Source organism: Parachryseolinea silvisoli, from assembly GCF_021190955.1.
Lineage (GTDB): Bacteria > Bacteroidota > Bacteroidia > Cytophagales > Cyclobacteriaceae > Ohtaekwangia > Ohtaekwangia silvisoli.
This window is the reverse complement of the sequence record NZ_JAIOAO010000004.1, coordinates 83,371-99,092: the sequence shown is the minus strand read 5'-3', so window position 1 is coordinate 99,092 and position 15,722 is coordinate 83,371. Positions and strand designations below refer to the sequence as shown.

Genomic DNA, 15,722 nt, shown 5'->3' with positions numbered 1-15,722 from the left:
AAATCACGTCAGCTAATCCTCCAGGCCAACAAAAGTGATCGGACCGACGTGTGATTTCACCAGCTCGAGATCGGGCTCGGTAATTTCCACTTCGTAACCGTCCTCTTTTAGCATGTTGAGGATGTCTTCCGCAGCTTCACGCTGTTTGTAAATGTGGTAGTCTTCGCGGGCAAAGACCGGGTACCGGCCTAATTTCTGCTCGCGGTCAACAAAGTTGAAACCACACAAAAACAGCTTGCTACCTGCGTGCTGGATACGATACAAAGGCATTTGCGGATACTGCTGTAGCCATTCTACAACTTCTTCGCGTGTACCTTGTACGATCTCTGTCAGCTTAAAAATGCGCATAACTTCTCCCTGGTTGGGCTTATCCAACATACGCAGGTCAAAGTTGTGTACATAAGCAGACAGTCCTACGCATCCGCACAATACCATGAGCGGATTTTGAGCGTCGCCGTGCAACCGCACATCCAGATTCTTGGCGTTAAAGAACGCCTGAAGCCGGCGGTTGCGCTTCTGGATAGTTGAGGTCAGGTCAGGCCTGACCGGATTTTTGAATTTTAATTGCATAACATTAAAACATTTCGATATAAGGTGGGCTCCTTACATCAACAAAAATAGGAAATTATTTGAAGTTTAAACGCTTATAACCACGGATTAACTAATCAAAACGAATGGCTTTTATGGGCCGGATACGAACAATAACCTCGGTAGGGATAATCAGGACCGCGGTAACAACCATGAGTGTCAATAAATTAAGCATCCAGACAGTCTCCCAGTGCCAGCTAATGGGCACAAAGCTCATGTAATAGTCATGAGGATTCAGTTTAGCGATTTTAAAATAATACTGCAAGCTGCAAAGCCCCAATCCAATCAAATTGCCTAAAAACAGGCCTTTTATTACAAGACTGAAACCCTGGTATATAAAGATTGAACGCACCAGGCGGTCGTTGCCTCCCAACGCTTTTAACATACCGATCATTTGTGTTCGCTCCATCACCAAAATCAACACGATTGAAATCATATTTACACATACCACGGTTAGTATAATGCATAACAAAATTACTACCTGACGGTTCACCAGCCCAAGCCATTCAAACACCTGTTGATACCGCTCGCTGATCAGGTCTATACGCATATCAAAATCCGTCGATTCTGCCAGTACTTCGCGGGCTTCTTCCGCGTGCTCGGGATCATATATAAACACTTCTAACCCACCGCTTACACCCTCCGCCCAATCGTTTAACCGTGCGATCAGGCGAATGTCACCGAGAATTACTTTGCTGTCAAAATACTCCGATAAATTCGTCTCATAAATACCGGCGATCTTAAGTTTGCGAAAGCGCGGCGGATTTTGAAAAAAGTGTACAATAATAAAATCGCCAACCTTTGCTTTCAACTTATCGGCGATGATTTGACTGATAACAACCTCGTTTGAGTGACTGGAGTCGGGGAATTGAATAAACTTTCCCGCGATCAGGTTTTCCTGAAAGGCCTTTTGATCAAAGCTTTTACCGACACCTTTAAACACGACGCCCAACACTTCATCTTGTGTCTTTACCAATCCGGTCTTATGCGCATACTCCTGCATGTGGCGGATATAGGGATATCGCTCGGGGTGATCGTACGCGTCGACGTGAAAGTCCATCGGCTCCTCGTCCACGGAATTGCTGGGGGTAAGCTTGGTGATGAGCAGATGGCCGTTGAAGCCGTATATTTTATTCTGAATAGTCTCCTGAAATCCCTTCATGATCAGAAAAGAGACGATGGCGGCGCCCAGCCCAATGCCGATACTGACAATGGCGATCTTGTGGATCGTCGAGGCAAAACCTGACCGCTGCTCCCGGCTGATTCTTTTAGATATGAAATACGAAAGGTTCAAGCCTAATTATTACCTTTTCAGCTAAAATGTGGCCGTAAAAGTAGGACTTGAACGGCCCATAACCAACTGTCCGTAAAACAACCGCCCGTTCCTATGAAAGTCCGCACTGCTGCCATCCGAACCGCCTTTTTGCTCCAACCGAGGCTGTTCGTCGTTTGCCTGCTGGGGTTGGTACAATGCCACGCCCGGCCCACAACGCCGGCAACGGAGTTTCCGGCCGCCGCGCAGACCCCTGCCCCACCCCCCGGAGTCGTTGTCGGGGCCGCCCGGCTCGATGTCCTGCTGCCCAAGCTGACCGGCAAGCGGGTAGCCCTGGTCGTCAACAATACCGCGCTGATCAATAAAACCCACGTAGCCGACACCCTTAAAAGCCGCGGTGTGAACCTGGTGAAGATCTTTGGCCCCGAGCATGGATTTCGCGGCAATGCCGCCAATGGGGAACATGTGCAAGATAGTATCGACCACCAGACCGGTGTGCTCGTGGTATCGCTCTACGGCAAGAACCGTAAGCCTACACCCCGTCAGTTGGCCGATGTCGACGTCGTGATTTTTGACATCCAGGATGTAGGCGCCCGCTTCTATACCTATATCAGCACGCTGCATTACCTCATGGAGGCCTGCGCCGAAAACAAAAAACACCTCATTATTCTCGACCGCCCCAATCCCAACGGCAGTTATGTCGACGGCCCTGTACGCAAACCCGAGTTTAAATCGTTCCTGGCCATGCACCCCATTCCTGTCACCCACGGTATGACGCTGGGCGAAATGGCGGGCATGATCAACGGCGAAGGCTGGCTGGACGGCCAACGCAAATGTGACTTCGAAGTAATTCAGTTGTTGCATTGGAAACATACCGACGATTATTCACTGCCGGTCAGGCCTTCGCCCAATCTGCCAAACGACCAGGCCATACGCCTGTATCCCTCAATCTGTCTCTTTGAGGGTACCGACATCAGCCTCGGCCGCGGTACGCCGATGCCCTTCCAGATACTGGGCAGTCCTGCGTTAAAGAATGTGCCCAACATGACGTTCCAATTCACCCCGGTGGAGATCAAAGGCACAACGATGGATCCACCGCACGAGAACGAAACCTGCTATGGAATAGATCTGCGCCAGGTGCCGGTAGCCCGCAAGGTAGACCTGCAATACCTCCTGAAGGTATATAAACTGTATCCCAATAAAGAGAAGTTCTTTATCAAGTCTTTCAATGTGCTGGCCGGCACAGAAGAGCTGCAGCAGCAGATCAAGGCGGGTATGACCGAAGAGCAGATCCGCGCCAGCTGGCAACCCGGCCTGGACGCCTTTAAAGAAAAACGCAAGCAATACCTGCTGTATCCCTGACCGTATCGTTCCATGACCAAAGCCGAAAAAGTGGCGGATATACTCGCCATCCTCGAACACTATTTTCCCGCCCCTGAAATACCACTGCAGCACAAAGACGCCTATACCCTGCTCATCTCGGTGCTGCTCTCGGCGCAGTGTACGGATGAGCGCGTAAACAAAACTACCCCCGCCCTCTTTAAGCAAGCCGACAACCCGTACGATATGGTAAAGATGAGCGTGGAAGAAATCCGCGAGATCATTAAACCATGCGGGCTGTCGCCGATGAAATCAAAAGGTATACATGGGCTCTCGCAGATCCTGATCGACCAATACGACGGCGAAGTGCCCGGCACATTCGAAGCGCTCGAAGCGTTGCCGGCGGTGGGGCACAAGACGGCCTCCGTCGTGATGACTCAATGGTTCGGGCTGCCGGCCTTCCCCGTCGATACACACATTCATCGCCTGGCCTACCGGTGGGGCCTGACCAACGGCAAGAGCGTCGAGCAGACCGAGCACGATCTGAAACGCCTCATCCCCCAGGAGAAATGGAATAAAGCTCACCTGCAGATTATCTACTTCGGGCGAAAGTTCTGCCCGGCCCGCGGCCACGTGTGGACGAAGTGTCCGATCTGTTCTAAATATATGCGCAAAGACCTGCGCGACTAGAAAAGCAAATGCCGGACGTGGTCAACGTCCGGCATTGCCTTGCGCGCATCTGCTGAATAAAAAGCTGCAGACAAAAAATGCGCGCTATTCTTCAGTTAAAAAATTGGCATCCGGTACCGGCAAAAAATATTTACCACCAACAACCACTACGAATGGAGTAAATGACCTGTCGCACCGGAATGCCATATCTTTACCTACAGGCAACCGCCTGTAGCGCTGTTAATCTACATTGTCATGTAAAAACTTATTATTGCCCAGAATGCTGTTGTCATCATTCAGGTTATACTTTGAAATGAACGGCTCCGAAGAGTGCGGCACGTCCGTCATCTTTACACCACGACGCAGGTACGCAGGCAACGCCCACTTTTCGTTGAACTCCTCTTTCGTCATTTCGTTCTTGCGCGCTTGCTTGAGCTTGTCCTGGCGCTCGCGAGCCTGTTGCTGCAAACGCTGTTTGGTGTTGCGCAGCTCCATCATGCCGTCATCGTTGATGATCTGGTCACCATACTTCACAGACACGTCGTCAAACTCGTCGTCGCGGAACAAGCCTTCATCGCCCTCGTCATCGTGACGCACGACAGGTTCCTGCTGCTTGTTATTGTTGAACGGGCCGGAGAAGGTAAACTCACGTTCTGACGAACGGTTCTCTTCCGGACGCTCGGGCTTTATTTCCGGCTTGGCTTTCACGTCGAAGTTGCGCTCGTTTACCGAGTTGTCGCTATGCGTCTGCGTGCTGTTACCGTTGAACAACCAGCCTTGTTGGCGCTCGATGCTACGGTCCAGATCGTGCACTTTCTTGGTATCTTCTGCCTTCCTGGGCGGCGAAGTAGTAAACTTCGTTGACTCATGGTTAAAACCGGTAGCAATTACCGTTACACGAATGCGGTCGCCCAGGTCGGAGTCTACACCGTGACCGAAGATCATTTCGGCTTCTTCGCCGGCCTGCTCCTGGATATATTCGGTGATCTCGGTAAGCTCGTCCATCTGCAACTCGGCTTCTACACCCGAGATAATGGACAGCAAGATTTTCTTTGCACCCATGATGTCACGGTTGTCCAGCAACGGTGACGACAGGGCGCCTTCGGCAGCTTTCTTGGCGCGATCTTCACCGCGCGTTTCGCTGGAGCCCATCACAGCCGCGCCTGCATTGAGCATGACCGTGCGTACGTCCTGGAAGTCTACGTTTACGTAGCCGGCCAGGGTGATGATCTCGGCGATGCCTTTAGCACCGGTAGTCAATACGTTATCGGCTTGGGCAAAGGCCTGGTTGATCGAGAGGTTACCGTAGATCTCGCGCAGCTTATCGTTCAGTATGACCAGTACTGTATCGCAGCTTTGACGCAAGGCACCGATGCCCAGCTCGGCCTGTGCCATTTTTTTCTTTCCTTCGAATGAGAACGGCGAGGTGATGATGCCGACCGTCAGGATGTCCATATCCTTGGCGATCTTGGCAATGACGGGCGCCGCGCCGGTTCCTGTACCACCGCCCATACCGGCCGTGACGAAAACCATTTTGGTGCCTGTCAGCATCTCGCGAATCTGCTCCTTGCTTTCAAGGGCAGCGTTCTTCCCTACTTCGGGGTTTGCGCCGCAGCCCAGCCCTTCCGTGAGGTTCAGGCCAATCTGCAGCTTGTTCGGTATCGGGCTCAGGTTCAACGCCTGAGCGTCGGTGTTGCAGACGACAAACTCGACATCTTTAATGCCTTGTTTGTACATGTGGTTCACAGCATTGCTTCCGCCGCCGCCCACGCCGATCACTTTGATGATCGATCGCATGGGGCTCGTCTTAGGAACATCAAATTTGTAGGATCCTGTTTCGAACATGTGTATTACTTTTAGTGGTTGTTGCTTTTTTTGTGACCGGCAAAAATATCGTTCCGAATCTCAAGTGCCAATACTCTGGTGCCAGTTCTCTGTATTTAATATTCGTTCTTACCGTCCAGGTCATCGATCAACAGGCTCTTGGTTTTGTTCAAGATGTCGTTGAAGAAATTCCTCGATGCGACGGGCTTCTTCGCTTTGGGGGCTACTCTGACCACCTCGCGAGCTTCCTTGTAGCGCGATTCCCGCTCGTCCAGCGAACGGAACCCCGATAATACCAGCCCTACCGCAGTCGCATACATCGGGCTCTTCGCCGCCTCGATCTTCGTCTTGCCCAGGTGCTCATTCGGGTAACCTATACGGGTATCCATTCCCGTCATATACTCTACCAGTTGTTTCAGGTTGGCCAGCTGTGAACCGCCGCCGGTGATGACGATACCACCCGCCAGCCGGTTTTCAAATCCCGACGCGATGATCTCGGCGTGTGCCATTTCGATGATCTCCTCCATGCGCGCCTGGATGATGTTCGACAGGTTCTTCACGGAAATCTCCTTGGCCGCACGGTTGCGGATGCCGGGGATCGACACGATCTCGTTCGGGCTTGCCTCTTCGGCAATGGCCCTGCCGAAACGGGTCTTCAGCTGCTCGGCTTGCTGCGGCAACACCATCAACCCTTGCTTGATGTCGTTGGTAATGATGTTACCTCCGAATGGGATCACTGCCGTGTGACGGATGATGTTGTCATAGAAGATTGCAATATCGGTCGTACCACCACCAATATCGATCAGGCAAACGCCGGCTTCCTTCTCTTCGTCGTTCAGCACGGCCAGGCTGGACGCCAGCGGTTCCAGGATCAGGTCTTCAATCTCCAATCCTTTGCGGCGCACGCACTTGTTGATATTGTTGATGGCGTTGGTCTGCGCGGTAATGATGTGGAAGTCCGCCTCCAGGCGCACACCCGACATCCCTACCGGCTCTTTAATGCCGTCTTCGTAGTCTACCATATAATCTTGCGGCATGACGTGGATGATCTGGCTGCCCGGAGGCACGACCATGCGATACATGTCCTGCGTCAGACGCTCCACGTCGTCGATCGTGATCTCATCTTCTTTTGAGGAACGCGTAATACCACCATGTTGAATAAAGCTGCGGATATGTTGACCTGCAATTCCCACGTTTACCACACCGATGTCGATACCGGCCTGGTCACCCGCTTCCTTGATCGCCTTTTCGATCGCGTGCACGGTTTTGTCGATATTGAATACGATACCTTTCACCACGCCCTCCGATTCAGCCTTGCCCATACCGAGGACTTCCAGCTTACCGAATTCATTCTTACGACCGACAATCGCACAGATCTTGGTTGTGCCTATGTCCAATCCGACGACTATTTTCTCGTGTTCCATGGTAGTAATTCTATTTATAGTGGTTGTGTTGTTCTTTTTTTATTACTCCGCGACAATCTGCCCTTCGTACTCCAGGTTTACCCGGTCGTATTTATTCCATCCCATGCGCGGCAGGATCTCTTTATAAAAGACCCGCAGTTTCTTAAATTTTACTTCCGGGTTATCCGGCCGGCCGAACTCGATGCGCTCATCGCCTACTTGCGAGTACATCGTGATGCGTGCCTTGCTATCCATGTCAAGCTGAGCGATCTGGGCATTCCAAAATTCGTCTTCGCGAATGGCATTGATCAGTTCGATCAATTGTTTGCCTTCTTCTGTATCGTTAACGTTCTTCTGCTTCAATAATTGCCGCACAAAACCGCCGCTGATCAGCACCACCCGTGAGGTAAACTTCTCCGACACCGGCATGATCGTACCGTCCTCGGCGATATAGCCATCAGGCCCATCGTTGCGGACAATACGTGCAATCGGTCTGCGAAGTTCCACGCGAATGACCATATTTCCTTTCAGGTCACTATAAAGCTCACCTTCTTTCACAAACGGCTCGCTCTTTACACGCTGCTCGATCGCTTTCAGGTTGACTTCGTTCAGACCTGTACCCCGCAGGTTCTCGAGGTTCAGCTGCATGAGCTTCATGACATCGGCCTCGTCCAGGAAGTGGTTCTCCTGCTCATTCTCGATCTTTACAGTAATGTCGCGTACGGTGATATCTCCCTGCCGGCGTTCGGTAAAGGCAATAAATATCGCTACCACGATGACCGCGGCGATGATCTTTACTTCGCGCTTCAGGTTAAACTTAACCTTCATACTTTGTCTCCACGAGCTTTTTAATGGGCTCAATAAAAGTGTCTATATCCCCGGCACCTACTGTCACGACTACGTCGAGGTCGAGTGACGCCAGTTTTTCCATCAAATCATTTTTGTTGCAGCGGATCTTGACCGGGCTGGTGATGTCTTTCATCAGCATATCAGAATCTACTCCCGGTATCGGCAACTCCCGCGCCGGGTAAATGTCCATCAGCAGCAGCTCGTCGGCCAGGCTCAGGCTGGCGGAAAAGCCTTCCGCGAAATCGCGTGTGCGGCTGAAGAGGTGCGGCTGGAAGATGACCGTCAGCTTCCGCCCGGGGTACATCGACTTCATAGACCGCAGAAACGCCTCGATCTCGGTGGGGTGATGGGCGTAGTCGTCTACGTATACCACTTTCTTACCGCGCACGATAAACTCAAAGCGGCGCTTCACGCCTTTGAATGAACCCAACGCTTCGACAATCGTCGCCGTTGGAACACCGCATAGATGTGCTGCCACCGAAGCGGCAATCGCATTTTCGATATTATGAAAACCAGGGACACCGAGCCTTACGTGTTCAACCGATCCAAGTCCATGGAGGTCGAACTCAAAAAATCCGCTACTAGCGTTAATGTTGCCGGCAAAAAATTGTCCCCGGCTCATGCTGTATACATATTTGGTAACGTGATCCATGCCTGCCGTCAGTTGCTCGGCAACAGACTCATGGATGATCAGCGCACCGCCTGTGTTGATCTGTTTGATATAATCCCGGAACGAGGTGATCAACGCGTCATGGTCACCATAAATGTCCAGGTGGTCTGCATCGGCAGAGGTGATGATCGCGATCTGCGGAAAAAGCCGCAGGAAGGAACGGTCAAACTCATCGGCCTCCACCACCACTGTCGTGTCTGGCGTTACCTCGCCCTGCATGATCAGGTTCGAGCTGTAGTTGGTGGTGATCCCGCCGAGGAAACCCACCATGTTGCGGCCCGCCACGTGCAGGATATGCGACACCAGGGACGATGTGGTCGTCTTGCCGTGCGTACCGGCCACACCAATGGTTTTGTATCCTTTGGTAATCAGGCCCAATACTTCCGAGCGCTTCAGGATGGTATAGCCTTGCTCCTTTAAATACGCGTGCTCCTGGTGATCTTTCGGAATGGCGGGGGTAAATACCACCAGCGTTTTGTCCTTCTGGCTCCGCACTTCGGCGGGGATAGACTGGACGTTGTCGTCGTAGTGAACCACCATGCCTTCTGCTTCCAGCGCTGCCGTGAGCGCTGTGGCCGTACGATCATATCCCGATACCTTCAGGCCTTTTTTCATAAACCACCGCGCCAGGGCGCTCATACCAATGCCACCGATGCCGAGGAAATAAATATTATCGTATTGCTCTATCTTCACTTGATCAGCTTTTCAATTTGTAGTACAATGTCTGCCGTCGCATCCGGCTTGGCCAGCCGGCTGATGTTTGCCCGCAAGCGGGCCGTCCGTTGTTCGTCGAAGAGCAGTTTCAACGCTGTCTCTACGAGTGTCGCATTTGCGTCTTTGTCGGCGATCAGGATGGCTGCATCCTGTTCCGATAGCGCCTGCGCATTTTTTGTCTGGTGATCTTCCGCTACGTTGGGGGAAGGCACGAGGATACTCGCCTTGCCGGCGACACACAGTTCGGATACCGACAGCGCGCCTGCGCGGGAGACTACTACGTCGGCCGCCGCATAGGCCAAATCCATCTCGCGCACGAAGTCGTGCACGCGAATCTTGCGCAGATCGTACTTGCCCAATTGGGCTTTGTACGTTTCATAATATCCTTTGCCTGTCTGCCAGATTACTTGCACCCCTGCATCGATTAACTTTTCGATGCCGTGCAGAATGCTCTCGTTGATGGTGCGGGCACCCAGGCTACCACCGATGATCAGCAGCGTGCGGATGCGGCCATCAAACCCGAAGTGGCTCAAAGCCTTATCACGTTTCGTCGCCACGGTGAGGATATCCTTCCGTACCGGGTTGCCGGTAAAGACGATCTTCGCTGCCGGAAAGTATTTTTCCATGCCGGCGTATGCTACGCATACCTTCGACACTTTGCCGGCCACTTGCTTATTCGCCAGGCCGGCGTAGGAGTTCTGCTCCTGAATGAGCGACGGTACACCCAGGCGTGTTGCCGCCAGCATTACCGGGCTGCTGGCAAAACCGCCGGTGCCGATCACTGCATGCGGTTTAAAGTCTTTCACAATGCGACGGGCCTTTATCAGACTCACCAGCACTTTTAGCGGGAACAAGAGGTTCGTCAACGTCAGCCGACGCTGCAGTCCACTGATCCACAGGCCTACTATTTTATAGCCAGCCTCCGGCACACGGGTCATCTCCATCTTGCCCTGCGCACCGACGAACAGGATATCCGCATCGGGATGCCGTTCGCGAAATGCATTCGCAATCGCTACCGCGGGAAAGATGTGGCCACCGGTTCCGCCGCCGCTAATAATGAGTCGATATGGTGATGACTTCGTTGTCATGCTTACGCCGCTTTGGCTGTCGGTACGTTCCTTGGTTGTTTCTGTTGTTCGCGTTCTTCGCTGGGCTCCGCATTCTGTTCCCAGTGGGCATCTTTCTCACCGCGGCTTACGCTGAGCACAATGCCCAGGGCCAAGCCGGTAAAGACCATCGATGTACCCCCCATGGAGATCAACGGCAACGGCTGCCCCGTGATCGGCCCCAGGCCTACCACGACGCCCATGTTTACCATCGCCTGACACACCGTATCGAAGCATAGCCCTGCCGACAGTAATCCGCCAAAGGCGCGCTCGCTGGCATACGAAGCTTTCATGCCCCGGTGCAACAACAGCAGGTATAAGACCAACACTACGATCCCTCCTACCATGCCATACTCTTCAATGACGATGGCATAGATAAAGTCCGAGTACGGGTGCGGCAGAATGTTACGTTGATCACTGTTACCCGGGCCTTTGCCAAGTATACCCCCCGTGGCCACGGCAATGTGTCCTTGCACCGCCTGGAACGGAAGGTGTGTGCCTTCAATAAAGCTCGTGATCCGGCTCCTGGCAGTTTCCCCCCGAGAACCAAACTTAAGCGCCAATGCCCCGAACAGCAACCCGACAAATACCAGCATGGCGAGGTACTTGGTCGGAACCCGGCCGATAAACATGATCAACATGCAGGTCACCAGCAGCAATACGGCTGTCGACAAGTTTGTCAGGGCAATCAACCCGCAGATCACGCCGCACCAGAACAGGATCGGGATAAGCGACTCTTTAATATCATCGATGTTCTGCTGACGCTTCGAGAGCATGCTGGCCAGGTTTACGATCAGCGCCAGCGACGCAAAGTCCGAAGGCTGGAATGATCCTACGATGGGAATATAGATCCAGCGCGCAGCGTCGTTCAGCGACACACCGTTGGTAAACGTATAGATTAGTAATGGAATGCTGATCCACAAGGCAAACTTGGAGAGCTTGGAATAATACCGGTAGTCCACACGGTGGGCAAACCACATCGCCGCCAGACCGATGAATACGTGCATGGTGTGCGTTAATAAAATACGCTCGGGCATGGTCGAATGTTTGTAGGCCAGCGTACCGATGGAGCTATAGACCACCAGGATGCTGATCGCCGACAATGCAAATACAACCGCCCAGATGACTTTGTCACCCTCGAGGTATTTGTCCGCCCACTCTTTAACCTTGATCATCATTACCCTTCTACTTCTTTTTTCAAATCCAATACTGCCTTCCTAAACTGATCACCCCGGTCTTCATAGTTCCGGAAAAGATCAAAGCTTGCACAGGCGGGAGATAACAATACCACGTCGCCGGGTTTTGCCTCCTGCAGGGCCATCTTCACAAGCTCCGGCACGCTCTGTGTCTCCCGTACCACGGGCACTACGTCGCCAAAAGCTTTCTTCAGCTTCTCATTGTCCTTGCCCAGACAAATCAGGGCACGAACCTTCTGCCGCACGGCGTCTTCGATCAGGCCATAGTCATTGCCTTTATCGACACCCCCGGCAATCCACACCAGCGGCTTGTCATAGCTGCCAAGTGCATATACTACAGAGTCCACGTTAGTGGCCTTCGAGTCGTTTACAAAATCAACACCTTTAATTGTAGCCACCGGCTCCAGGCGATGCGGCGCATTCTTAAAGGTTTTCAGTCCCGCGCGGAGGGCTGCTACCGATACACCGGCCAGGTAGGCGGCCGATACGGCTGCCATGGTGTTGATCAGGTTGTGCGGACCTTTCAGCGTGGTGTCTTCCTGTGCAATGCTAAAGTGCTCGCCCAGGTCGAAGCGCATCACCGAACCATCGTAATACGCCGGCGCTGCTTTGTCGCGCTGCAACGATACCGCCACCTGCTTGGCTGCGATCTCGCGTTTCTTCAATTCAGTCGAGATGACCACGTCGTCTGCATAGTAGATGAAGTGGTTCGGGGTCTTCATATTCTGAATCAGTCGGAACTTCGAGTCTACGTATTTCTGCATGGTATACTCGTAGCGGTCCAGGTGGTCCGGGGTGATGTTCAACAACACACCGATGGCCGGTGAAAAGTCACACGTGCCATCCAGTTGGTAGCTGCTCATTTCCAGCACATACCAGTCGAACTTTTCCGTTGTGATCTGGCGTGCCAGGCTAAAGCCTACGTTGCCCGCCAGGGCTACCTTGTGCCCTGCGCTTTGCAACAGGTGGTATGTCAACAGGGTTGTCGTGGTCTTCCCGTTGGTACCGGTAATCCCAATGATCTTACCATCGATGTACCGGCATGCGAACTCGATCTCGTCGATGATCGAGATGCCGGCTCCCTTAATCTTTTTTATGATCTCGGCCTTGTCGGGAATACCGGGGCTTTTGATCACCAGGCTGGCCAGCAGAATCTGCTCTTCGGTATGTTTGCCTTCTTCGAACGGAATACCGGCGGTGGTCAGCTCAGCCTTGTATTTATCTTTGATTTGCCCCTGGTCCGATACGAATACGTCGTACCCCTTCGCTTTCGCGAGTATGGCAGCACCCGTTCCGCTTTCTCCTGCACCTACAATGGCAATCCGTTCAATCATTTTTTACTCTTTATACTAAGCTGTTCTTTTCAATTTAATGTTAGCGTAGCTTCAAGGTGGCCAGCGTCAGGATGGCCAACAAGATGCCACAGATCCAGAAGCGCGTCACGATCTTTGCCTCGTGTATGTTTTTCTTCTGGTAGTGGTGGTGCAGCGGCGACATCAAAAAGATGCGGCGCCCTTCACCATATTTCTTCTTCGTGTACTTGAAGTACGACACCTGAATGATCACCGATAGGTTTTCAACCAGGAAGATGCCGCACAATACCGGTATCAGCAGTTCTTTGCGTACCGCCAGCGCCAGCACGGCAATGACACCGCCCAACGTGAGACTCCCCGTGTCGCCCATGAATACCTGCGCGGGGTAGGCGTTGTACCACAAAAAGCCCAAACATGCTCCCACGAAGGCCGTACAGAAAATTACGACCTCTGCCAGGTTGGGAATGTACATGATGTTGAGATAGTTACTAAAGTCTATACGCCCAGACAGATAGGCTAAGATTGCCAGCGCCAACCCGATAATTCCGGACGTCCCCGCCGCCAATCCGTCAATACCATCCGTGATGTTCGCACCGTTCGACACTGCGGTGATAATCAGGATCACCACCAGTACGTATAGCACCCAGGTATACTCCCGCAGCGCCTCCGGCAGGATCTTGCTATAGTCCAGCTCGTTGTTTTTCACAAACGGCACCGTAGTAATCGTTGTCTTCTTGTCTTTATAGTGCACCTTGTTGGTGGTCGGCCCGGTCTCCTGCTGAAAATCCTGTACCTCGGACGTGGTAAGCGAGGCAGCATTGTCAACTTCCCGTACTACGACAAAGTCGTTAAAGTACAGCGTCAGCCCGACAATCAACCCGAGGCCTACCTGACCAACGATTTTAAAGCGGCCTGCCAGCCCCTCCTTGTTCTTGCGAAATACTTTAATATAGTCATCCAGGAAACCGATCAATCCCAGCCAGCATGTGGCAATGATGAGCAGCACCACGTACACGTTGTCCAGCTTTGCGAACAGCAACGTAGGAATCAGGATGGCGGCAATGATGATGAGGCCGCCCATGGTGGGTGTACCCTTCTTCTGCAACTGACCTTCCAGACCGAGGTCGCGAATACTCTCACCTACTTGCTTGCGGCGGAGGAAATTGATGAGGTTCTTGCCGAATGTGATCGTGATAAGCAATGACAGGAATGCCGCCATGCCCGCACGGAATGAAATATACTGGAATACCCCGGCTCCCGGGAAGTTCAGCTCATTCAGATAATTAAAGAGATAGTACAGCATTCCTCAATCAGTATCGCTAGTGTGTCATCAATTTTATCATACGGGCCACTACCTCGCGGTCATCAAACGGATATTTCACCCCTTTGATCTCCTGGTAGTCTTCGTGTCCTTTGCCGGCCACGAGTATAATGTCGTGGTCTTTGGCCATCATGCAAGCCGTTTTGATTGCCTCCTCGCGGTCGGCCATTACCAGGGTCTTGCGTGTTTCCGTAGGCGTTACACCGGTCTGCATCTCGCGGATGATCTCCATCGGATCTTCGTCCCGCGGGTTATCTGACGTCAGCACAACCTTGTCGCTGAAACGGCAAGCAATAGAAGCCATCAACGGCCGCTTTGTCTTGTCGCGGTTTCCACCACAGCCCACGACGGTAATGACTTGTTCATTTCCCGTGCGGAATTGGGCGATGGTTTCCAATACATTTTTCAAAGCATCGGGCGTGTGGGCGTAGTCTACAATGGCCGTCACCTTCGCGCCCGGCATCACCAGCTCAAAGCGGCCGGGGGCACCTGTCAGCGACGAAAGCTGTGTCAGCACTTCTTCGGAATCTTCGCCTAACAGCATTGCGGCGCCGTAGACGCCCAGCAGGTTGTAAGCATTAAAGTCGCCGACTATTTTAAACCATACATTCTTGCCGCCGACTTCCAGCTCGAGACCTTCAATGGAATTGGTAATGATCTTGCCTTTGAAATCGACCATCTTCTTCAAGCCGAATGTATGCTTGGCTGCGCGTGTGTTTTGCAGCATAACCATGCCGCGCTTGTCGTCGGCATTCACCAGCGCAAACGCGTCGCTGTTCAGATCGTCGAAGAATTTCTTCTTGGCTTTGATATAGTTCTCGAACGTTTTGTGATAATCCAGGTGATCGTGCGTGATGTTGGTAAAAATCGCGCCAGCGAATTTTACGCCAGCAATACGCTCCTGGTCTACCGCGTGCGAGCTCACTTCCATAAATACATGCGTGCAGCCTTCCTCTACCATCCGTTTCAGCAGCTCGTTGAGCTGGATCGGATCCGGCGTAGTATGCGTGGAAGGAACAACCGTGTCATTAATACGATTCTCCACTGTCGAGATCAACCCCACAGCGTAGCCCAGCTTGGTAAAGAGCTGGAACAATAATGTCGCCGTTGTTGTTTTACCGTTGGTGCCGGTCACACCGGTTAGCTTCAGCTTATCGGAAGGGTTACCATAAAAGTTTGCCGCGATTATCCCGAGTGCATGGGCACTGCTCTTGACGGTTACATACGTAACGGTTTCAGAGATCATCTCGGGCAGCTTCTCGCATACAACGGCCACGGCACCTTGCGCAACAGCCTTCTCGATGTACGCATGTCCATCGGACTGCGTGCCGCGCACGGCCACAAACAAAGTACCGGGCGTTACTTTGCGGGAGTCGAAGCAAAGATTCGCGACTTCCACGTGCATGTTGCCATAGCTGGAAGTCAGTGAAACTTTGTATACGATGTCTTTGAGCTCTGCCACGTTTATAACCCGGT

General features: G+C 52.4%; 13 protein-coding genes. 2 read left to right on the top strand and 11 right to left on the bottom strand.

Features of this window, described 5'->3' with window-relative positions; genetic code table 11:
* Positions 1-12: 12 nt before the first annotated feature.
* Both K7P01_RS23435 and K7P01_RS23430 read right to left on the bottom strand, forming a co-directional pair.
* Positions 13-570, bottom strand: a complete 558-nt coding sequence (locus K7P01_RS23435) for a hypothetical protein (RefSeq protein ID WP_254083909.1) — start codon at positions 568-570, stop codon at positions 13-15.
* Positions 571-661: 91 nt separating this feature from the next.
* Positions 662-1,882: an ABC transporter permease gene (locus K7P01_RS23430; RefSeq protein ID WP_267297016.1), complete on the bottom strand. Its 1,221-nt coding sequence runs from the start codon at positions 1,880-1,882 to the stop codon at positions 662-664.
* A gap of 93 nt (positions 1,883-1,975) precedes the next feature.
* On the opposite strand from K7P01_RS23430, the gene K7P01_RS23425 reads away from it, so the two are divergent.
* Together K7P01_RS23425 and nth are read left to right on the top strand one after the other, a co-directional pair.
* Positions 1,976-3,223, top strand: a complete 1,248-nt coding sequence (locus K7P01_RS23425; RefSeq protein ID WP_267297015.1) for an exo-beta-N-acetylmuramidase NamZ family protein — start codon at positions 1,976-1,978, stop codon at positions 3,221-3,223.
* Positions 3,224-3,235: 12 nt separating this feature from the next.
* The gene (gene nth / locus K7P01_RS23420) at positions 3,236-3,871 is read left to right on the top strand and encodes an endonuclease III (protein WP_267297014.1); all 636 of its coding nucleotides are present in this window, start codon (positions 3,236-3,238) and stop codon (positions 3,869-3,871) included.
* Positions 3,872-4,090: 219 nt separating this feature from the next.
* Here nth and ftsZ read toward each other — a convergent pair whose 3' ends face one another.
* The 9 genes from ftsZ to K7P01_RS23375 form a co-directional block, all read right to left on the bottom strand.
* Entirely contained in the window at positions 4,091-5,695 is a 1,605-nt protein-coding gene (gene ftsZ / locus K7P01_RS23415) for a cell division protein FtsZ (RefSeq protein ID WP_267297013.1), read from the bottom strand.
* Between the two features lie 95 nt (positions 5,696-5,790).
* Positions 5,791-7,098, bottom strand: a complete 1,308-nt coding sequence (gene ftsA, locus K7P01_RS23410; protein WP_267297012.1) for a cell division protein FtsA — start codon at positions 7,096-7,098, stop codon at positions 5,791-5,793.
* A 42-nt stretch (positions 7,099-7,140) separates the two neighbouring features.
* Positions 7,141-7,905 carry a cell division protein FtsQ/DivIB gene (locus K7P01_RS23405; protein ID WP_267297011.1) on the bottom strand — a complete coding sequence of 255 codons (765 nt, stop codon included), beginning with the start codon at positions 7,903-7,905 and terminating at the stop codon, positions 7,141-7,143.
* Positions 7,895-9,289, bottom strand: coding sequence for a UDP-N-acetylmuramate--L-alanine ligase (murC, locus tag K7P01_RS23400; RefSeq protein ID WP_267297010.1), 1,395 nt, complete (start codon positions 9,287-9,289; stop codon positions 7,895-7,897). The genes K7P01_RS23405 and murC overlap by 11 nt, the downstream gene beginning before the upstream one ends.
* Entirely contained in the window at positions 9,286-10,398 is a 1,113-nt protein-coding gene (murG, locus tag K7P01_RS23395) for an undecaprenyldiphospho-muramoylpentapeptide beta-N-acetylglucosaminyltransferase (RefSeq protein ID WP_267297009.1), read from the bottom strand. Before murG ends, murC begins: the two co-directional genes overlap by 4 nt.
* A gap of 2 nt (positions 10,399-10,400) precedes the next feature.
* Positions 10,401-11,591, bottom strand: a complete 1,191-nt coding sequence (locus tag K7P01_RS23390) for an FtsW/RodA/SpoVE family cell cycle protein (protein ID WP_267297389.1) — start codon at positions 11,589-11,591, stop codon at positions 10,401-10,403.
* Between the two features lie 2 nt (positions 11,592-11,593).
* Positions 11,594-12,946 (bottom strand): UDP-N-acetylmuramoyl-L-alanine--D-glutamate ligase, encoded by a 1,353-nt coding sequence (gene murD / locus K7P01_RS23385; RefSeq protein WP_267297008.1) that lies wholly within the window; start codon positions 12,944-12,946, stop codon positions 11,594-11,596.
* 40 nt (positions 12,947-12,986) lie between these two features.
* Positions 12,987-14,228, bottom strand: a complete 1,242-nt coding sequence (gene mraY / locus K7P01_RS23380; protein WP_267297007.1) for a phospho-N-acetylmuramoyl-pentapeptide-transferase — start codon at positions 14,226-14,228, stop codon at positions 12,987-12,989.
* 16 nt (positions 14,229-14,244) lie between these two features.
* A complete protein-coding gene (locus K7P01_RS23375; protein WP_267297006.1) occupies positions 14,245-15,708 on the bottom strand; it encodes a UDP-N-acetylmuramoyl-L-alanyl-D-glutamate--2,6-diaminopimelate ligase in 1,464 nt (487 codons plus the stop codon).
* Between the last annotated feature and the right edge of the window lie 14 nt (positions 15,709-15,722).

Excerpts from the sequence above, each read along its gene's own strand:
- nth (WP_267297014.1), top strand. The coding sequence starts at position 3,236 with ATGACCAAAGCCGAAAAAGTGGCGGATATACTCGCCATCCTCGAACAC.
- ftsZ (WP_267297013.1), bottom strand. The coding sequence starts at position 5,695 with ATGTTCGAAACAGGATCCTACAAATTTGATGTTCCTAAGACGAGCCCC.
- K7P01_RS23405 (WP_267297011.1), bottom strand. The coding sequence starts at position 7,905 with ATGAAGGTTAAGTTTAACCTGAAGCGCGAAGTAAAGATCATCGCCGCG.
- murG (WP_267297009.1), bottom strand. The coding sequence starts at position 10,398 with ATGACAACGAAGTCATCACCATATCGACTCATTATTAGCGGCGGCGGA.
- ftsA (WP_267297012.1), bottom strand. The coding sequence starts at position 7,098 with ATGGAACACGAGAAAATAGTCGTCGGATTGGACATAGGCACAACCAAG.
- murD (WP_267297008.1), bottom strand. The coding sequence starts at position 12,946 with ATGATTGAACGGATTGCCATTGTAGGTGCAGGAGAAAGCGGAACGGGT.
- K7P01_RS23425 (WP_267297015.1), top strand. The coding sequence starts at position 1,976 with ATGAAAGTCCGCACTGCTGCCATCCGAACCGCCTTTTTGCTCCAACCG.
- K7P01_RS23390 (WP_267297389.1), bottom strand. The coding sequence starts at position 11,591 with ATGATCAAGGTTAAAGAGTGGGCGGACAAATACCTCGAGGGTGACAAA.
- K7P01_RS23435 (WP_254083909.1), bottom strand. The coding sequence starts at position 570 with ATGCAATTAAAATTCAAAAATCCGGTCAGGCCTGACCTGACCTCAACT.
- mraY (WP_267297007.1), bottom strand. The coding sequence starts at position 14,228 with ATGCTGTACTATCTCTTTAATTATCTGAATGAGCTGAACTTCCCGGGA.